Annotated in this window: 15 protein-coding genes; all 15 read right to left on the bottom strand. The window is 71.3% G+C overall.

The annotated features are described in order from the left end of the window. Positions 1–35: 35 nt before the first annotated feature. Positions 36–2,531 carry a RelA/SpoT family protein gene (locus tag OG552_RS05805; RefSeq protein ID WP_443070874.1) on the bottom strand — a complete coding sequence of 832 codons (2,496 nt, stop codon included), beginning with the start codon at positions 2,529–2,531 and terminating at the stop codon, positions 36–38. 119 nt (positions 2,532–2,650) lie between these two features. Continuing rightward, complete coding sequence (locus OG552_RS05810; protein ID WP_329130117.1) at positions 2,651–3,211, bottom strand: adenine phosphoribosyltransferase; 561 nt, start codon at positions 3,209–3,211, stop codon at positions 2,651–2,653. Between the two features lie 138 nt (positions 3,212–3,349). Then, complete coding sequence (gene secF, locus OG552_RS05815; RefSeq protein WP_329130118.1) at positions 3,350–4,540, bottom strand: protein translocase subunit SecF; 1,191 nt, start codon at positions 4,538–4,540, stop codon at positions 3,350–3,352. Then, complete coding sequence (gene secD, locus OG552_RS05820) at positions 4,540–6,333, bottom strand: protein translocase subunit SecD (RefSeq protein WP_329130119.1); 1,794 nt, start codon at positions 6,331–6,333, stop codon at positions 4,540–4,542. Before secD ends, secF begins: the two co-directional genes overlap by 1 nt. A gap of 78 nt (positions 6,334–6,411) precedes the next feature. Next, a complete protein-coding gene (gene yajC, locus OG552_RS05825) occupies positions 6,412–6,891 on the bottom strand; it encodes a preprotein translocase subunit YajC (protein ID WP_329130120.1) in 480 nt (159 codons plus the stop codon). 164 nt (positions 6,892–7,055) lie between these two features. Then, entirely contained in the window at positions 7,056–8,138 is a 1,083-nt protein-coding gene (gene ruvB / locus OG552_RS05830) for a Holliday junction branch migration DNA helicase RuvB (protein ID WP_329130121.1), read from the bottom strand. A gap of 63 nt (positions 8,139–8,201) precedes the next feature. Next, the gene (ruvA, locus tag OG552_RS05835; RefSeq protein ID WP_329130122.1) at positions 8,202–8,813 is read right to left on the bottom strand and encodes a Holliday junction branch migration protein RuvA; all 612 of its coding nucleotides are present in this window, start codon (positions 8,811–8,813) and stop codon (positions 8,202–8,204) included. Next, a complete protein-coding gene (gene ruvC / locus OG552_RS05840) occupies positions 8,810–9,349 on the bottom strand; it encodes a crossover junction endodeoxyribonuclease RuvC (RefSeq protein WP_329140570.1) in 540 nt (179 codons plus the stop codon). Before ruvC ends, ruvA begins: the two co-directional genes overlap by 4 nt. 190 nt (positions 9,350–9,539) lie before the next feature. Continuing rightward, on the bottom strand, positions 9,540–10,292 hold the full coding sequence (locus OG552_RS05845; protein ID WP_329130123.1) for a YebC/PmpR family DNA-binding transcriptional regulator: 753 nt from the start codon (positions 10,290–10,292) through the stop codon (positions 9,540–9,542). 66 nt (positions 10,293–10,358) lie between these two features. Continuing rightward, positions 10,359–10,955: a pyridoxal 5'-phosphate synthase glutaminase subunit PdxT gene (gene pdxT, locus OG552_RS05850; RefSeq protein WP_329130124.1), complete on the bottom strand. Its 597-nt coding sequence runs from the start codon at positions 10,953–10,955 to the stop codon at positions 10,359–10,361. 7 nt (positions 10,956–10,962) lie between these two features. Beyond that, a complete protein-coding gene (pdxS, locus tag OG552_RS05855; RefSeq protein ID WP_443070875.1) occupies positions 10,963–11,913 on the bottom strand; it encodes a pyridoxal 5'-phosphate synthase lyase subunit PdxS in 951 nt (316 codons plus the stop codon). A 124-nt stretch (positions 11,914–12,037) separates the two neighbouring features. Beyond that, positions 12,038–12,598 (bottom strand): hypothetical protein, encoded by a 561-nt coding sequence (locus tag OG552_RS05860; protein WP_329130126.1) that lies wholly within the window; start codon positions 12,596–12,598, stop codon positions 12,038–12,040. A gap of 65 nt (positions 12,599–12,663) precedes the next feature. After that, on the bottom strand, positions 12,664–13,824 hold the full coding sequence (locus OG552_RS05865; protein WP_329130127.1) for a glycosyltransferase family 4 protein: 1,161 nt from the start codon (positions 13,822–13,824) through the stop codon (positions 12,664–12,666). Beyond that, complete coding sequence (locus OG552_RS05870) at positions 13,821–14,786, bottom strand: phosphatidylinositol mannoside acyltransferase (RefSeq protein WP_329130128.1); 966 nt, start codon at positions 14,784–14,786, stop codon at positions 13,821–13,823. Before OG552_RS05870 ends, OG552_RS05865 begins: the two co-directional genes overlap by 4 nt. After that, positions 14,783–15,457, bottom strand: coding sequence for a phosphatidylinositol phosphate synthase (gene pgsA / locus OG552_RS05875; protein ID WP_329130129.1), 675 nt, complete (start codon positions 15,455–15,457; stop codon positions 14,783–14,785). Before pgsA ends, OG552_RS05870 begins: the two co-directional genes overlap by 4 nt. Positions 15,458–15,704 lie beyond the last annotated feature (247 nt).

Consider the following 15,704-nt stretch of genomic DNA (forward strand, 5'->3'; position numbering starts at 1 on the left):
GCGGGACCCGGACGGGTCCCGCCCCTCAGCTGTGGTCAGCGCTGGCGGCCCGAGGTGACCCGGTAGACGTCGTAGACGCCTTCGACGCCGCGGACGGCCTTCAGGACGTGCCCGAGGTGCTTGGGGTCGCCCATCTCGAAGGTGAACCGGGAGGTGGCGACCCGGTCGCGGGAGGTCTGGACGGCCGCGGACAGGATGTTGACGTGCTGGTCGGAGAGCACCCGGGTGACGTCCGAGAGCAGCCGGGAGCGATCCAGCGCCTCCACCTGGATGGCGACCAGGAAGACCGAGGACTGGGTCGGCGCCCACTCGACGTCGATGATCCGCTCGGGCTGCTGGGAGAGCGACTCCACGTTCACGCAGTCCGCCCGGTGCACCGAGACGCCGTTCCCGCGGGTGACGAACCCGATGATCGGGTCGCCCGGCACCGGCGTACAGCACCGCGAGAGCTTCACCCAGACGTCGCTGACGCCCTTGACGATGACACCGGGGTCCGCGTTGGCCCGCCGCTTGGTGCGGCCCTGCGTCGGAGTGGTGATCTCCGCGATGTCCTCGGTGGCACCTTCCTCGCCGCCGAGCGCGTCCACCAGCTTCTGCACCACCGACTGGGCGGTGATGTGCCCCTCGCCGATCGCCGCGTACAGCGCGGAGATGTCGGGATAGCGCATCTCGTGCGCGAGGGTGACCAGCGAGTCGCCGGTGAGCACCCGCTGGATCGGCAGGTTCTGCTTGCGCATCGCCCGGGCGATGGCTTCCTTGCCCTGCTCGACCGCCTCTTCGCGGCGCTCCTTGGAGAACCAGGCGCGGATCTTGTTACGGGCCCGCGGTGACTTGACGAAGCCGAGCCAGTCGTGGGACGGCCCGGCGCCGGCCGCTTTGGAGGTGAAGACCTCCACGGTGTCGCCGTTGTCCAGGGTGGACTCCAGCGGCACCAGACGGCCGTTGACGCGGGCGCCGATCGTCCGGTGACCGACCTCGGTGTGCACCGCGTAGGCGAAGTCCACCGGGGTGGCGCCGGCCGGCAGCGCTATCACGTCGCCCTTGGGCGTGAAGACGAAGACCTCGTTCTGCGAGAGGTCGAAGCGCAGCGACTCCAGGAACTCGCCCGGGTCCTCGGTCTCCTTCTGCCAGTCCAGCAGCTGACGCAGCCAGGCCATGTCGTTGACCGCGTCGTCCTTCTTGTCCGAGCGCGGGCTGTCGGTGCGCACCTTGGAGGCGCCGGCCACCGCTTCCTGCTTGTACTTCCAGTGCGCCGCGATGCCGTACTCGGCCCTGCGGTGCATGTCGAAGGTGCGGATCTGCAGCTCGACGGGCTTGCCGCTGGGACCGATCACCGTGGTGTGCAGGGACTGGTACATGTTGAACTTCGGCATCGCGATGTAGTCCTTGAACCGGCCGGGGACCGGATTCCATCGCGCGTGAATGGTGCCGAGCGCCGCGTAGCAGTCCCGGACGGTGTCGACCAGCACCCGGATGCCGACCAGGTCGTAGATCTCCGCGAAGTCCCGGCCGCGGACGATCATCTTCTGGTACACGCTGTAGTAGTGCTTGGGGCGGCCGGTGACGGTGGCCTTGATCCGGGCGGAGCGCAGGTCCTGCTGGACCCGGTCGGTGACGACGGCCAGGTACTCGTCGCGCTTGGGGGCGCGCTCGGCGACCAGGCGGACGATCTCGTCGTACATCTTCGGGTAGAGGATCGCGAAGGCGAGGTCCTCCAGCTCCCACTTGATGGTGTTCATGCCCAGCCGGTGGGCCAGCGGGGCGTAGATCTCCAGGGTCTCGCGGGCCTTCTTCTCCTGCTTCTCGCGCTTGAGGTAGCGCATGGTCCGCATGTTGTGCAGCCGGTCGGCGAGCTTGATGACCAGCACCCGGGGGTCCTTGGCCATCGCCACGACCATCTTGCGGACCGTCTCGGCCTGCGCGGCCTCGCCGAACTTGACCTTGTCCAGCTTGGTCACGCCGTCCACCAGCAGCGCCACCTGGTCGCCGAAGTCGCGGCGCAGGGTGTCCAGGCCGTACTCGGTGTCCTCGACGGTGTCGTGCAGCAGCCCGGCCATCAAGGTGGCCGAGTCCATGCCCAGCTCGGCGAGGATGGTGGTGACGGCCAGCGGGTGCGTGATGTACGGGTCGCCGCTCTTGCGCTTCTGACCGCGGTGCCAGCGCTCGGCGACCTGGTACGCGCTCTCGATCTGCCGGAGCTGCGCGGTGTCACCCTTGGGGTCGTTCCCCCGCACGACGCGCAGCAGCGGCTCCAGGACCGGGTTGTACGGGCTGGAGCGCTGCACACCGAGCCGCGCCAGCCGGGCGCGCACCCGGCTGGAGGAGGCGCCGGGACGGGTCGGGGCGACGCTTCCGGGCGTGCGGACGGGCCGCACGGCGGGAGCTGTCTCCGGCGCGGTCAGCGGCAGGGCCGCCGCCGGCTCCGCCGCGGCTGCCTGGCCCCTGCTTTCGCTCTCGGCGGGGGTCTGCGCGCTCGCGTCCACCGGCTGCGTCCCGCCTGCGGCGTCGAGTGGCTGGGCCTTGTCTGGCAAGAGCACTCCTCACGCGGGTGGGTCTTCCATGGTATCGACCTACGGCGCCGCCCGGGCGCCCGGCCGGGGCAAGGAAGCCCCGGTCCCCCCGGGAACGCGCGGGTGCGCTCCGGGATTCCTCAGATGGTGATCAGGGCGTCCAGCGGGGCACCGGAGAGGCTTTTGGCGAGGCGGTCACGGCCGGCCAGAAAACCGAGCTCCATGAGTACGGCCACTCCGGCGACGGTGGCGCCGGCCCGGCGGACGAGTGCCACGGACGCCTCGGCGGTGCCGCCGGTGGCCAGCACGTCGTCGATCACCAGCACGCGGTCGTTCGCCGCGAAGGCGTCGGTCTGCACCTCCAGCTCGGCGCTGCCGTACTCCAGGTCGTAGGACTGGGAGTGGGTGTTCCCCGGCAGCTTGCCGGCCTTGCGGACCGGGACGAAGCCGAGGTGGGCGCGGGCGGCGGCCGGGGCGGCCAGGATGAAGCCGCGCGCCTCCAGGCCGACCACCTTGGTGGCGGCGTGCCGGCGGCAGAGCGCGGCGAAAGCGTCGACCAGCGCGTTGAAGGCGACCGGGTCGGCGAGCAGCGGGGTGATGTCCTTGAAGACCACCCCGGGCCGCGGGTAGTCCTGCACATCACGGATCCGGGAGAGCAGCAGGGTCCGCAGCTCCGGCGAGGCGGCTTCCGTCGTGGTCATCGCGCTTCTTTCGTCTCTTCTGCGGCTTGGCGTACGTCGGGGGCTTCGCGCCCCGGGACAAGGTACCGGAACGGCCGTCGCCGCCCGGTCCCTGTACGGGGCCGGGCGGCGACGGGTGCTGCTCGGGGCCTTCGCGCCTCAGCGGCGCTTGCCGGAGGGGCGCCCGCGGCCACCGCGGTTGCCGCGGTTCACCGGCTGGCTGCGGGGCTGCCGGGTGCCGCCGGAGGCCGCCGGGCCCTGGGCCCGCGGGCCGACCACGGCCGGGGTGGCACCGGCCACGCCCTCGTCGCCCTCGATGCCGCCGTCTTCTTCCTCCGGCAGCGCTTCGCCACTCAGCTCCGCCTGCCGGGCCTTCGCCGCGTCGGCGGCCCGCTTGGCCAGGACCCGCTTGCGCAGCGCCTTCATCTGCGGGTCGCGCTCCTTGAAGTCCGCGACGATCGGGGTCGCGATGAAGATCGAGGAGTACGCACCGGCGCTCAGGCCGACGAAGAGGGCGAGCGCGATGTCGTTCAGCGTGCCGGCGCCGAGGATGCCGCCACCGATGAAGAGCAGCGCGGCGACCGGCAGCAGCGCCACCACCGTGGTGTTGATGGACCGCACCAGCGTGCCGTTGAGGCTGCGGTTGGCGATGTCGCTGTAGGTGTACTTGTTCTGCTTGGTGAGGTCCTTGCTGGCTTCCTTCAGACCGTCGAAGACGACGACGGTGTCGTAGAGGGAGTAACCGAGGATCGTCAGCAGACCGATGACCGTACCCGGGCTGACCTCGAAGCCGACGATGGCGTACACGCCGGTGGTGATGGTGAGGTCGTGCAGCAGCGCGATCAGCGCGGCGAGCGCCATCCGCCACTCGAAGGCGATCGCGAGGTAGACGACCACCAGGACCAGGAAGATGATCAGGCCTTCCAGGGCCTTGTTGGAGATCTCCTTGCCCCAGCTGGGGCCGACGATCTCGGCGTCGATCTGGGACTTGGGCATGCCCAGGTCCTTGGAGATGTCGTCCTGCATCTTCTTGGACTCGTCGGTGGAGACCCCGCCGACCTGGATGCGGACGCTGCCGTTGCCGAGCTTCTGGACGGTGGCGTCGTTGCCGTGCGTGTCACCGGAGATCTTGTTCTGTACCTGGGTGACGGACATCGACGTCTTGTGGGTGGTGAAGACGGCGCCGCCGGAGAACTCGATGCCTTCCTTGAGGCCGTTCACCGCGAGCCCGACGATCGCCACGACCGTGATCAGCAGCGAGATCCCGTACCAGATCTTGCGCTTGCCGACGAAGTCGTAACTGATCTCGCCCCGGTGCAGCTTGTGACCGAGATCGCTGAGCTTCGACATCAGGCTTCCTTCGTCTCGGTGCTGGGCGTACGGCGGACACGGCGGAGCGGGGCCTTGACGCCGAGGCTCTTCGGGTCGAGGCCGGACCACTTGTGCCCCTGCGAGAAGAACAGCCGCCGGGCCAGGATCGTCATCAGCGGCTTGGTGAAGAGGAACACCACCACAACGTCGAGCACCGTGGTCAGTCCGAGGGTGAAGGCGAAGCCCCGGACCTTTCCGACGGTGACCACGTAGAGGACCGCCGCGGCGAGGAAGGACACGAAGTCCGACACCAGGATGGTGCGCCGGGCGCGCGGCCAGCCGCGGGCCACGGCCGGCTGCAGCGACCGGCCCTCGCGCAATTCGTCTCTGATGCGTTCGAAGAAGACGATGAACGAGTCGGCGGTGATACCGATGGCCACGATGGCGCCGCAGACCGCCGGCAGGTTCAGGGCGAAGCCGATGGCCTCACCGAGCAGGCACATCAGGGTGTAGGTCAGTCCGGCGGAGACCAGCAGGGAGACGATCGCCACCCCGGCCAGGCCGCGGTAGTAGGCGAAGAGGTAGATCACGACCAGGGCCAGGCCGACCGCGCCGGCGATCAGGCCGCCGCGCAGCTGCTCACCGCCGAGGGCGGCGGAGACGGTGGTCTTGTCGGAGATCTGGAAGGCCAGCGGGAGCGAGCCGTACTTCAGTACGTTCGCCAGGTCGTCGGCGGACTGCTGGGTGAAGCTGCCGGAGATCTGGGCGCTGCCGCCGGGCAGTGCCTGGGAGACCTGCGGGGCGGACACCACGTTGCCGTCGAGGTCGATGGCGAACTGGTTGTTCGGGGACTGCTGCTGCGCCAGGTTGCCGGTCACCGAGGTGAACTGCTTGGCGCCCTTGGAGTCGAAGTTCAAGTTGACGACCCAGCCGTTGCCCTGCTGGGTGTCGAAGGCCGAGCTGGCGCTGGAGACGTTCTTGCCGTCGATCAGCACCGGGCCGAGCGCGTACTTGATCCAGTCCTTGCTGCCGCTGGCCTGGCCGCAGGCGACGACCTTGTCGGTGGGCTTGGTGCCCTCGCTGGCGTTGGCGCGCTGCTGGGGGTCGCTGCAGTCCAGCTTGTCGAGCTTGGCCTGCAGGTCGGCCGGGATCGACACGTCGGCGGCCGGGGTGGTGGTGCTGGGGGCCGGGGTGTCCGCGGCGCCCGGGGTGCTCGCCGGAGACGTCGGGACCGGCGTGGGGGCCTTGTCCGTGGTCGACTTCAGCGCGTCGCTGACCGCGCGGCCCTGCGGGCTGGCGGAGTTCGACGGGGTGCTCGACGGGGTGCCGGTGGACTTCGGCGTGCCCGTGGAGCTGGGGGTGGCGGAGCCGGAGGGCGTGGCCCCGGGCTTCGTCGGAGAGGGAGTGGGGGTGGGGGCCGTGGGCGTCCCGGCGAGCTCGGTGAGCACCTGCCGGAAGTACAGCTGAGCGGTGGTTCCCACCTGCTGCTCGGCCTGGTCGGCGTTGGTGCCCTTGGGGATGTCCACGATGATCGTGTTCGAGCCCTGGGTCTGCACCTCGGCCTCGGAGACGCCGAGCCCGTTGACACGCTGGTTGATGATGCTCACCGCGGTGTCCATGTTGGCCTTGTTGACCACGTCGCCCTGGTGCGGCTTGGCGGTCAGCGTGATGCTGACACCGCCTGCGAGGTCAATGCCCAACCGGGGGGTCTTGTGGCCGGAGAGGAAGATCCCTCCGGTCAGCGCCACCAGGGCGATGAGGATCACGGCCAGGGCGCGCCCGGGATACCCCTGACTCGCCGAGGACCTGCGGCCCTTCTTGGCTGCTGCCACCTTCTTGATTCTCCCTGTCCTACCGCCCCCGGGCCTGCGCGCTCAGGGGGTGGCCACGATGTTGTGAGAGCGGGACCCTTACTTGGACTTGGAGCCGGCGGTGGAGCCGTCCTGCTCCTGCACCTGCGGCTCCGCGTCCTTGGTCAGCTCGACGGGGGCGTCCTCGTCGTCCTTGGTCAGGTCGACGGGAGCCTCGTCCGAGCCGGACGTGTCCTTCGTCCCGGCGGCATCCCCGGCGGCGTCCTCCGCGGACTCGTCCTCGGTCTCCTCCGGCTCGATGCCGTGCACGATCCGGTTGAACTCACCCTCGCTGAGCACCGCGCCGATGGCGTTCTTGGCGAAGTGGGCGTGCACGCCGTCGGTCAGCTCCAGGAGCACCGTCTCGTCGTTGACCTCCTTGACCACCGCGTACATGCCGCCGATGGTACGAACGCCCGCGCCGGGCTCCATCTGGTTGCGCATCTGCGACGCCTGGCGCTGCTTGTTCTTCGCCGAGCGGGTCATGAGGAACATGACGCCGACGATCAGGATCAGGGGGAGGAGAGTGACGAGATTCACGGTGTGGACGTTCCTTCGCGCGGTCGGTGTGGGGGCCGGCCTGGGTTTCGGGATGTGGGTGCCGATCCGGAGGAAGGGCGTCGGCGGAGTCTAAGCGCTGCTTCGCCGCTGGAACAACGCCAAGCATGGCACCGGGGTTCCTGAAGGCACGAGTCTATCCGAGGTCACGTTCCGAACAGCCCGGTCTGTCCCGTTCCGGCCCCACCTGTCCCGGTGCTCCCCGAGCCCTGCGGCGGCACCATGCCGAGGTGGGCCCACGCGGCCTGGGTGGCCACCCGTCCCCGGGGGGTACGGGCCAGCAGGCCCTCACGGACCAGGAACGGTTCTGCCACCTCCTCGACCGTCTCCCGCTCCTCGCCGACCGCGACCGCCAGCGTCGACAGACCCACCGGGCCGCCGCCGAAGAGCTTCAGCAGCGCGTGCAGCACCGCCCGGTCCAGCCGGTCCAGGCCGCGGGCGTCCACTTCGTAGACCTCCAGGGCCTGGGCGGCGATCTCCCGGGTGACCACGCCGTCGGCCCGTACCTGCGCGTAGTCGCGGACCCGGCGCAGCAGCCGGTTGGCGATCCGCGGGGTGCCCCGGGAGCGGCCGGCGATCTCGGCGGCGCCGTCGGCTGCCACCTCGACGTCGAGCAGTCCGGCCGAGCGGTGGATGACCCGTTCCAGTTCGGCGGGTGCGTAGAACTCCATGTGCCCGGTGAAGCCGAACCGGTCGCGCAGCGGCGGTGGCAGCAGGCCGGCCCTGGTGGTGGCGCCGACCAGGGTGAACGGCGGCAGCTCCAGCGGGATCGCGGTGGCGCCCGGGCCCTTGCCGACGATGACGTCGACCCGGAAGTCCTCCATCGCCATGTAGAGCATCTCCTCGGCGGGCCGCGACATCCGGTGGATCTCGTCGAGGAAGAGCACCTCGCCCTCCTGGAGCGAGGACAGGATCGCCGCCAGGTCGCCGGCGTGCTGGATGGCCGGGCCCGAGGTGATCCGGATCGGCGCGCCCATCTCGGCCGCGATGATCATCGACAGGGTGGTCTTGCCGAGGCCGGGGGCGCCGGAGAGCAGGACGTGGTCGGCGGTGGCGCCGCGCTGCCGGGCGGCCTTGAGCACCAGGTCGAGCTGCTGGCGCACCCGCTCCTGTCCGATGAACTCCCCCAGGTCCTTCGGGCGCAGCGCCGCCTCGACCGCCTGGTCCTCACGGTCGGCGGCGGAGCCGACCAGTCGCTCCGGCTCGGCGGTGGCGTCGTCCCAGTTCATCGTGGTCTCTCGGATCGGCGGGCGGTGGCGGCTACGGGGCCCGGTCTGCCGGGCGGTGGCGGCTCAGCGGGTGCGGTTGAGGGTCTGCAGGGCGGCCCGCAGCAGCGCGCCGACATTCGGCTCGGCCGCCGCCTCGGCCTGCGGGGTGACCGCGGCGACCGCCTCGTCCGCCTCCCTGGTGGCATAGCCGAGGCCGAGCAGCGCCGCATGCAGCTGCTCGTGCCAGGAGGTGCCCACGGGGCTGCCGAGGCCACGGGAGGCGCCGGGGCCCACGGGGGCACCCAGCCGGTCCTTCAGCTCCAGCAGCAGCCGCTGGGCGCCCTTCTTGCCGATCCCGGGCACCGCGGTGAGCGCCTTCTCGTCCCCCGAGGCCACCGCGGCCCGCAGCGCGTCGGGGCTGTGCACCGCCAGCATGGTCTGGGCGAGCCGCGGACCGACTCCGCTGACCGTCTGCAGCAGTTCGAAGACCTGCCGCTCGTCGTCGTCCGCGAAGCCGTACAGCGTCAGCGAGTCCTCCCTGACCACCAGCGAGGTGGCCAGCCGCGCGGGCTGGCCGATCCGCAGGGCGGCGAGCGTGCCGGGGGCGCACTGCACGGACATGCCGATGCCGCCGACCTCGATGACCGCGGCGTCCGGGGCGAGGGCGGCGACCGGGCCGCTGACGAAGGCGATCACGTGGCGGTCTCCTGGGTTCGTACGGTCCGGTGCGCGGCGATGGCCTGCTGCAGGCGGTTGGCGGCGGTGCCGCGCCAGATGTGGCAGATGGCCAGCGCCAGGGCGTCGGCCGCGTCGGCGGGTTTCGGCGGGGCGTCCAGCCGCAGCAGCCGGGTGACCATCGCACCCACCTGCGCCTTGTCGGCCCGGCCACTGCCGGTGACGGCGGCCTTGACCTCGCTGGGGGTGTGCAGGTGCACCGGCAGGCCGCGCCGGGAGGCGCAGAGCATGGCCACCGCGCTGGCCTGGGCGGTGCCCATCACGGTCCTGACGTTGTGCTGGCTGAAGACCCGCTCGACGGCGACCGCCTCGGGCCGGAACTCGTCCAGCCAGGCTTCGATGCCGCGCTCGATCAGCACCAGCCGGTGACCGATCTCCGCGTCGGCGGGGGTGCGGACGACACCGACGCCCGCCATGGTCAGCGGGCGGCCCGCGACGCCGTCCACCACGCCCACTCCGCACCGGGTCAGCCCCGGGTCCACGCCCAGTACGCGCATCCCGCCCCCTTTCTCGCTCACCTGTTTGTGCAGGCTATCGGTTCGGACCGACAGCGGGCGGACGACGCAGTGCGGCCCGGGCGGGTGTCTCCCCGCCCGGGCCGCTCCGGTGCCATGTGCGCGCCGCACGCCGCATGCCGGCCCGCTGCCCGCTGCCCGCCCGCATGCAGCACGCGCCGGTGCGCGCCTGTCAGGCGTCGACCTTCTCCATGACCTCGTCGGAGACGTCGAAGTTGGCGAAGACGTTCTGCACGTCGTCGCTGTCCTCCAGCGCGTCGATCAGCTTGAAGATCTTCCGCGCGCCGTCCTCGTCCAGTTCCACCTGCATGGTGGGCAGGAAGTTGGCGTCGGCCGAGTCGTAGTCGATCCCGGCGTCCTGGAGCGCCTTGCGGACCGGTACCAGGTCGGTGGCCTCGCTGATCACCTCGAAGGACTCGCCGAGGTCGTTGACCTCCTCGGCGCCCGCGTCCAGGACCGCGCCCAGCACGTCGTCCTCGCCAAGTTCGCCCTTGGGGACGATGACGACGCCCTTGCGGTTGAAGAGGTACGACACCGAACCCGGGTCGGCCATCGAGCCGCCGTTGCGGGTCATCGCGACCCGGACGTCGGAGGCGGCGCGGTTGCGGTTGTCGGTCAGGCACTCGATGAGGACCGCGACGCCGTTCGGCCCGTAACCCTCGTACATGATCGTCTGGTAGTCGGCGCCGCCGGCCTCCAGGCCCGCACCGCGCTTGACCGCGCTGTCGATGTTCTTGTTCGGGACCGAGCTCTTCTTCGCCTTCTGGATCGCGTCGAAGAGCGTCGGGTTGCCGTCCACGTCAGCGCCGCCGGTGCGCGCCGCGACCTCGATGTTCTTGATCAGCTTCGCGAAGAGCTTGCCGCGCTTGGCATCGATCACGGCTTTCTTGTGCTTGGTCGTAGCCCATTTAGAGTGGCCGGACATCCGACTGTCTCCTTCGCGTCACCAAATGCTGTCTTTCGTCGCGCCGCCGATCCTACCGGGAGAGCGTCATCCCGAGGTGCGCACCGTGTCCACGAAGAGTTCATGGACCCGGTGGTCCCCGGTCAGCTCGGGGTGGAACGACGTGGCGAGCACCCTGCCCTGCCGGACGGCGACGATGTGCCCGCCGTACTCCGCGAGCACCTCGGTGTCCGCGCCGACCGACTCCACCCACGGGGCCCGGATGAAGACGCCCTCCACCGGGCCGCCGGGGATGCCGCGTACGTCGACGAACGCCTCGAAGGACTCGTTCTGCCGGCCGAAGGCGTTGCGGCGGACGATCATGTCGATGCCGCCGAAGGTCTCCTGGCCCGACCGCGGGTCCAGGATCTTGTCGGCGACCATGATCAGTCCGGCGCAGCTGCCGTAGACCGGCAGGCCGCCGCGGATCGCGGCACGCAGCGGCTCGGTGAGGCCGAAGAGCGCGGCCAGCTTGGAGATGGTGGTGGACTCGCCGCCGGGGATGACCAGGCCGTCGACCGCGGCGAGCTCTTCGGGGCGCCGGACCGGCACGGCCGCGGCGCCCGCCGCGGCCAGTGCCGTCAGGTGCTCCCGTACGTCGCCCTGGAGTGCCAGGACGCCGATGGTGGGAGTGGTGCGGGTCATCTCGGGGTTACCAGCCGCGGTTGGCGTAGCGCTCGGCCTCGGGCAGTACGTCGATGTTGATGCCGACCATGGCCTCGCCGAGGTTGCGGGAGGCGTCCGCGATGACCTTGGGGTCGTCGTAGAAGGTGGTGGCGCGGACGATGGCGGCGGCGCGCTTGGCCGGGTCGCCGGACTTGAAGATGCCCGAGCCGACGAAGACGCCCTCGGCGCCGAGCTGCCGCATCAGGGCCGCGTCGGCCGGGGTGGCCACGCCGCCGGCCGAGAAGAGCACCACCGGCAGCTTGCCCAGCTCGGAGACCTCCTTGACCAGCTCGTACGGGGCGCGCAGCTCCTTGGCCGCAGCGAAGAGCTCGTTGTTGTCCAGGCCGCGCAGCCGGGAGATCTCGCCCTTGATCTGGCGCAGGTGGCGGACCGCCTCCACGACGTTGCCGGTGCCGGCCTCGCCCTTGGAGCGGATCATCGCGGCGCCCTCGGCGATCCGGCGCAGTGCCTCACCGAGGTTGGTGGCGCCGCAGACGAAGGGGGTGGTGAAGGCCCACTTGTCGGAGTGGTTGACCTCGTCGGCGGGGGTGAGCACCTCGGACTCGTCGATGTAGTCCACGCCGAGCGCCTGGAGAACCTGGGCCTCGACGAAGTGGCCGATGCGGGACTTGGCCATCACCGGGATGGAGACGGCGCCGATGATGCCGTCGATCATGTCGGGGTCGGACATCCGGGCCACCCCGCCGTCCTTGCGGATGTCGGCGGGCACCCGCTCCAGGGCCATCACCGCGACCGCGCCGGCGTCCTCGGCGATCCTGGCCTGTTCCGGGGTGACGACGTCCATGATCACGCCGCCCTTGAGCTGCTCGGCCATGCCGCGCTTGACGCGGGCGGTGCCTGTCTCGGGGGTGCCGGCGGGGGACGGTGCGATGGACACGGTGACCTCACTCCTGACGAAAAGCCGCTTTTTCTCCATCCTCGGACGGGAGGGCGGAACCGGAAAGGGCCAATCCGGCTCAGGTGGCTCCCACCCGCCGGGTCACGGGTCACGGGTCACCAGCCCAAGTCACCGTTCACCGGTCACCAGCACCAGTCACCGTTCACAGCGCGCTGGCGCCGCCGTCGGTGGTGAGCGCGAGGGGCGGTTCGTCGTCCATCTCGAAGGCGAGCGGGAAGGGGGCGTGGCCGGCCAGCCGGAACCAGCGCACCACCCGGTGCTCGCGCACCGCCCGGGCGGCGCGGACCGCGTCGTTGTGGAAGCGCCGGGCCATCGGCACCCGCCGTACCGCCTGGGTCAGTTCGCCGATCGCCGCGGTGCCGCCGGGCGCCTCGCGTACCTCGGCGACCGCCTCGGCAGCCGGGAAGACCGCGCGCAGCGCCTGGCTCAGTTCGCTCTCGGCGACCTCGCGCTGTTCGGCGTCGGACTGCCGGGCCGCGTGCGCGGCCTCGTACAGCACGATGGAGGCGGCCGGGTCGAAGACCCCGGAGGTCGCCAACTCCTGTGCCACCGAGGCCCGTCGCAGCAACTGCGCGTCCAGCGCGGCCCGGGCCGCGTCGATCCGCGCGTGCAGCCGGTCGAGCCGCCCAGCGGTCCAGCTCAGGTACAGGCCGATCGCGACGATCGCCACCGCGACCCAGATGATGGTGCTCACGGGCGGCAAGGCTACCCGCGCGGTGGGGTGTTGCCGTCACCTCGGGCCACCGCACCTGCGCCGGCCGCCCCCGGTCAGTCTCTGGCCAGGCCGAACCGGGCCCGGAAGCTGGTGCGTTCGTCCGGGGCGACCCGGGCCGCGCCGTCGGTGACCGTCTCGTAGACCGCGAGGATGTCGCCGCCGACCACGGACCAGTCGAAGCGCCGGACATGGGCGCTGCCGCGGGCGCGCAGTGCGTCGCGCCGGCCGGGATCGGAGAGCAGCCGGACCGCGGCCGCGGCCAGCGCGTCGGCGTCCTCGTTGGCGAACAGTTCGCCGGCCGCGCCCTGGTCGAGCACCTGGGCGAAGGCGTCGAGGTCGCTGGCGAGCACCGGCGCGCCGGCGGACATCGCCTCGACCAGGATGATGCCGAAGCTCTCCCCGCCGAGGTTGGGCGCCACGTACAGGTCGACGCTGCGCAGCAGCCGCGCCTTGTCCTCGTCGCTGACCATGCCGAGGAACTCCACCCGGTCCCTGGCCTGTTCTGGCAGGGTGGCCACCGCCTCCTCCTCGTCGCCGCGCCCGGCGACCAGCAGACGGGTCTCCGGCCGCTCGGCGAGGATCTTCGGCAGCGCCTTCATCAGCACCGGCAGGCCCTTGCGGGGTTCGTCGATGCGGCCGATGAAGCCGATGGTGCCGCCCTGCCACTCCTTGCGCGGCTCGGCGCGGGCGAAGAAGTCGACGTCGACGCCGTTGGGGATGACCACCGCGTCACCGCCCAGGTGCTCCACCAGCGTGCGCCGCGCGTACTCGCTGACCGCGATCCGGGCCCGGATCTTCTCCAGCGCCGGCTGCAGGATCGGGTACGCGGCGATCATCGCCCGGGAGCGCGGGTTGGAGGTGTGGAAGGTCGCCACGATCGGGCCCTGCGCCGCCCAGCAGGCGAGCAGCCCGAGCGAGGGGGAGGTGGGTTCGTGGATGTGCACGACGTCGAAGTTGCCGTCGTGCAGCCAGCGCCGGACCCGGGCCGCGGACAGGAACCCGAAGTTGAGCCGGGCCACCGAGCCGTTGTACGGCACCGGCACGGCCCGGCCCGCCGACACCGCGTACGCCGGCAGCGGCGTCTCGTCGTCGGCCGGGGCCAGTACGGACACCTCGTGCCCGAGGCCGATCAGATGCTCGGCGAGGTCGCGGATGTGGAACTGGACGCCGCCTGGGACGTCCCAGGAGTACGGGCAGACGATCCCGATCCTCAAGGATTCTCCGTTCCGGAACGATCGGGCCGGCTGCCGACGGTGTCCACCGGGGCCACCCCGGGGATCGCGGCCGGGCGCGGCGTCAGGTCGGCGAGCCAGAGCCGCTGCAGCATGTGCCAGTCACGGGGGTGCGCGGCGATGCCGGAGGCGTACGCGTCGGCGAGCGCCTGGGTCATCGTGCTGGTACGGGAGGCGCGGTCGCCGCCGGCCGGCACCGGGACGGGCGGGTGCACCCGGCCCTGCATGACGGGCGTGTCGTCGTACCAGAGGGTGACCGGCAGCAGCAGCGCCCCGGTCTGCTGGGCGAGCATCGCGGGCCCGGCGGGCATCCGGGTCCGCTCGCCGAAGAACTCGACCTCGACGCCGCTGGTGGACAGGTCCCGGTCGGCGACCAGACAGACCAGCCCGCCGGCCCGCAGCCGGCGGGCCAGGGTGCCGAAGGCGGCGCCGCCGGTGTGCGGCAGCACCTCCATGCCCAGGCTCTCCCGGTAGGCGACGAAGCGGTCGTAGAGCGTCTCGGGTTTCAGGCGTTCGGCGACGGTGGTGAAGGGCGTCTCCAGCTTGGTGGTGACCCACGCGCCGGCCAGGTCGTAGTTGCCCATGTGCGGCAGCGCCAGGATCACGCCCTTGCCGGCCGCGAGCCCGTCGGTGAGGTAGTGCACGTCGGCGGGGGCGAAGCCGCCGCGGATACGGTCCTTGCTCCAGGCGGGCAGCCGGAAGGACTCCATCCAGTACCGCAGGTAGGAGCGCATGCCGGCGCGGGACAGCTCCCGCAGCTCCCGCGGTCCGGCGTCCGGCACCACCCGCGCGAGGTTCGCCTCCAGCCGCTGCACGCCCTTGCCGCGCTGCCGCCACGCCACGTCCGCGATGCCGCGGCCGAGCGCCCGGGCGGCCGGCTCGGGCAGCGTCCTGACCGCGCCCCAGCCCAGTCCGTACAAGCCGTCGGTCAGGCGCTCCTTCACGCGCCGCTCCCCTGGTCGGCGGTCTCGCGGGCGAGCGCCGCGTCCGCCTCCGCCGACTCCCGGCGGACCGTGACCACCCGCTGGATCAGGGTGATCAGGCTGCCCACGGCGACCACCCACAGGGCGATCGGCAGCAGCCACTGGATACCGGGCACGCCGAAGGTCCGGTGGAAACCGGAGAGCCCGCAGAGCACCAGGGTGATGACCAGCCGCTCGGACCGCTCCACCAGGCCGTTGACCTTGACCGGCAGGCCGATCGCCTCGCCGCGGGCCTTGGTGTAGGACACCACCTGGCCGCTGGCCAGGCAGAAGATGGACACCGCGCAGAGCACCTGGTCGTTGCCGTGGCCCGCGTACCACATGGCCAGGCCGCCGAAGACGGCTCCGTCGGCGACCCGGTCCAAGGTGGAGTCCAGGAAGGCGCCCCAGCGGCTGGAGCGGCCCATCTGGCGGGCCATGTTCCCGTCCACCAGGTCGGAGAAGACGAAGAGCGTGATGACGACCGTGCCCCAGAAGAACTCGCCCCTGGGGTAGAAGGCCAGCGCGCCGGCGACGACTCCCGCGGTGCCGATCAGGGTCACGGCGTCGGGGCTGACCCCCTTGCGGATGAGAAACGCGGCGAACGGCGTGAGAACACGCGTGAAGAACGCACGCGCGTACTTGTTCAGCATGGCCTTCCCGACCTGTCGGTGTTCCGGAACGTGACGACGGACGTGAACAGTGCGGCAGACCGTACCGGCCGCCGCGCTGGCCCATCGTAGCCAGCCGCCGGACCCCGGACGCGGGTGGCACCGTCCCGGGCCGCCGGAGCACCCCGGCGCCACAGGCGCCGGTACCGCGGGGTACGACGTATGGACGCGGCCTGACACCCGTGGGAAGGTCGGAAGACCCCCGTGCGATGACGGACCGGGAGGCGAG

The sequence above is a fragment of the Streptomyces sp. NBC_01476 genome, assembly GCF_036227265.1.
In the GTDB taxonomy this organism is placed as follows: domain Bacteria; phylum Actinomycetota; class Actinomycetes; order Streptomycetales; family Streptomycetaceae; genus Actinacidiphila.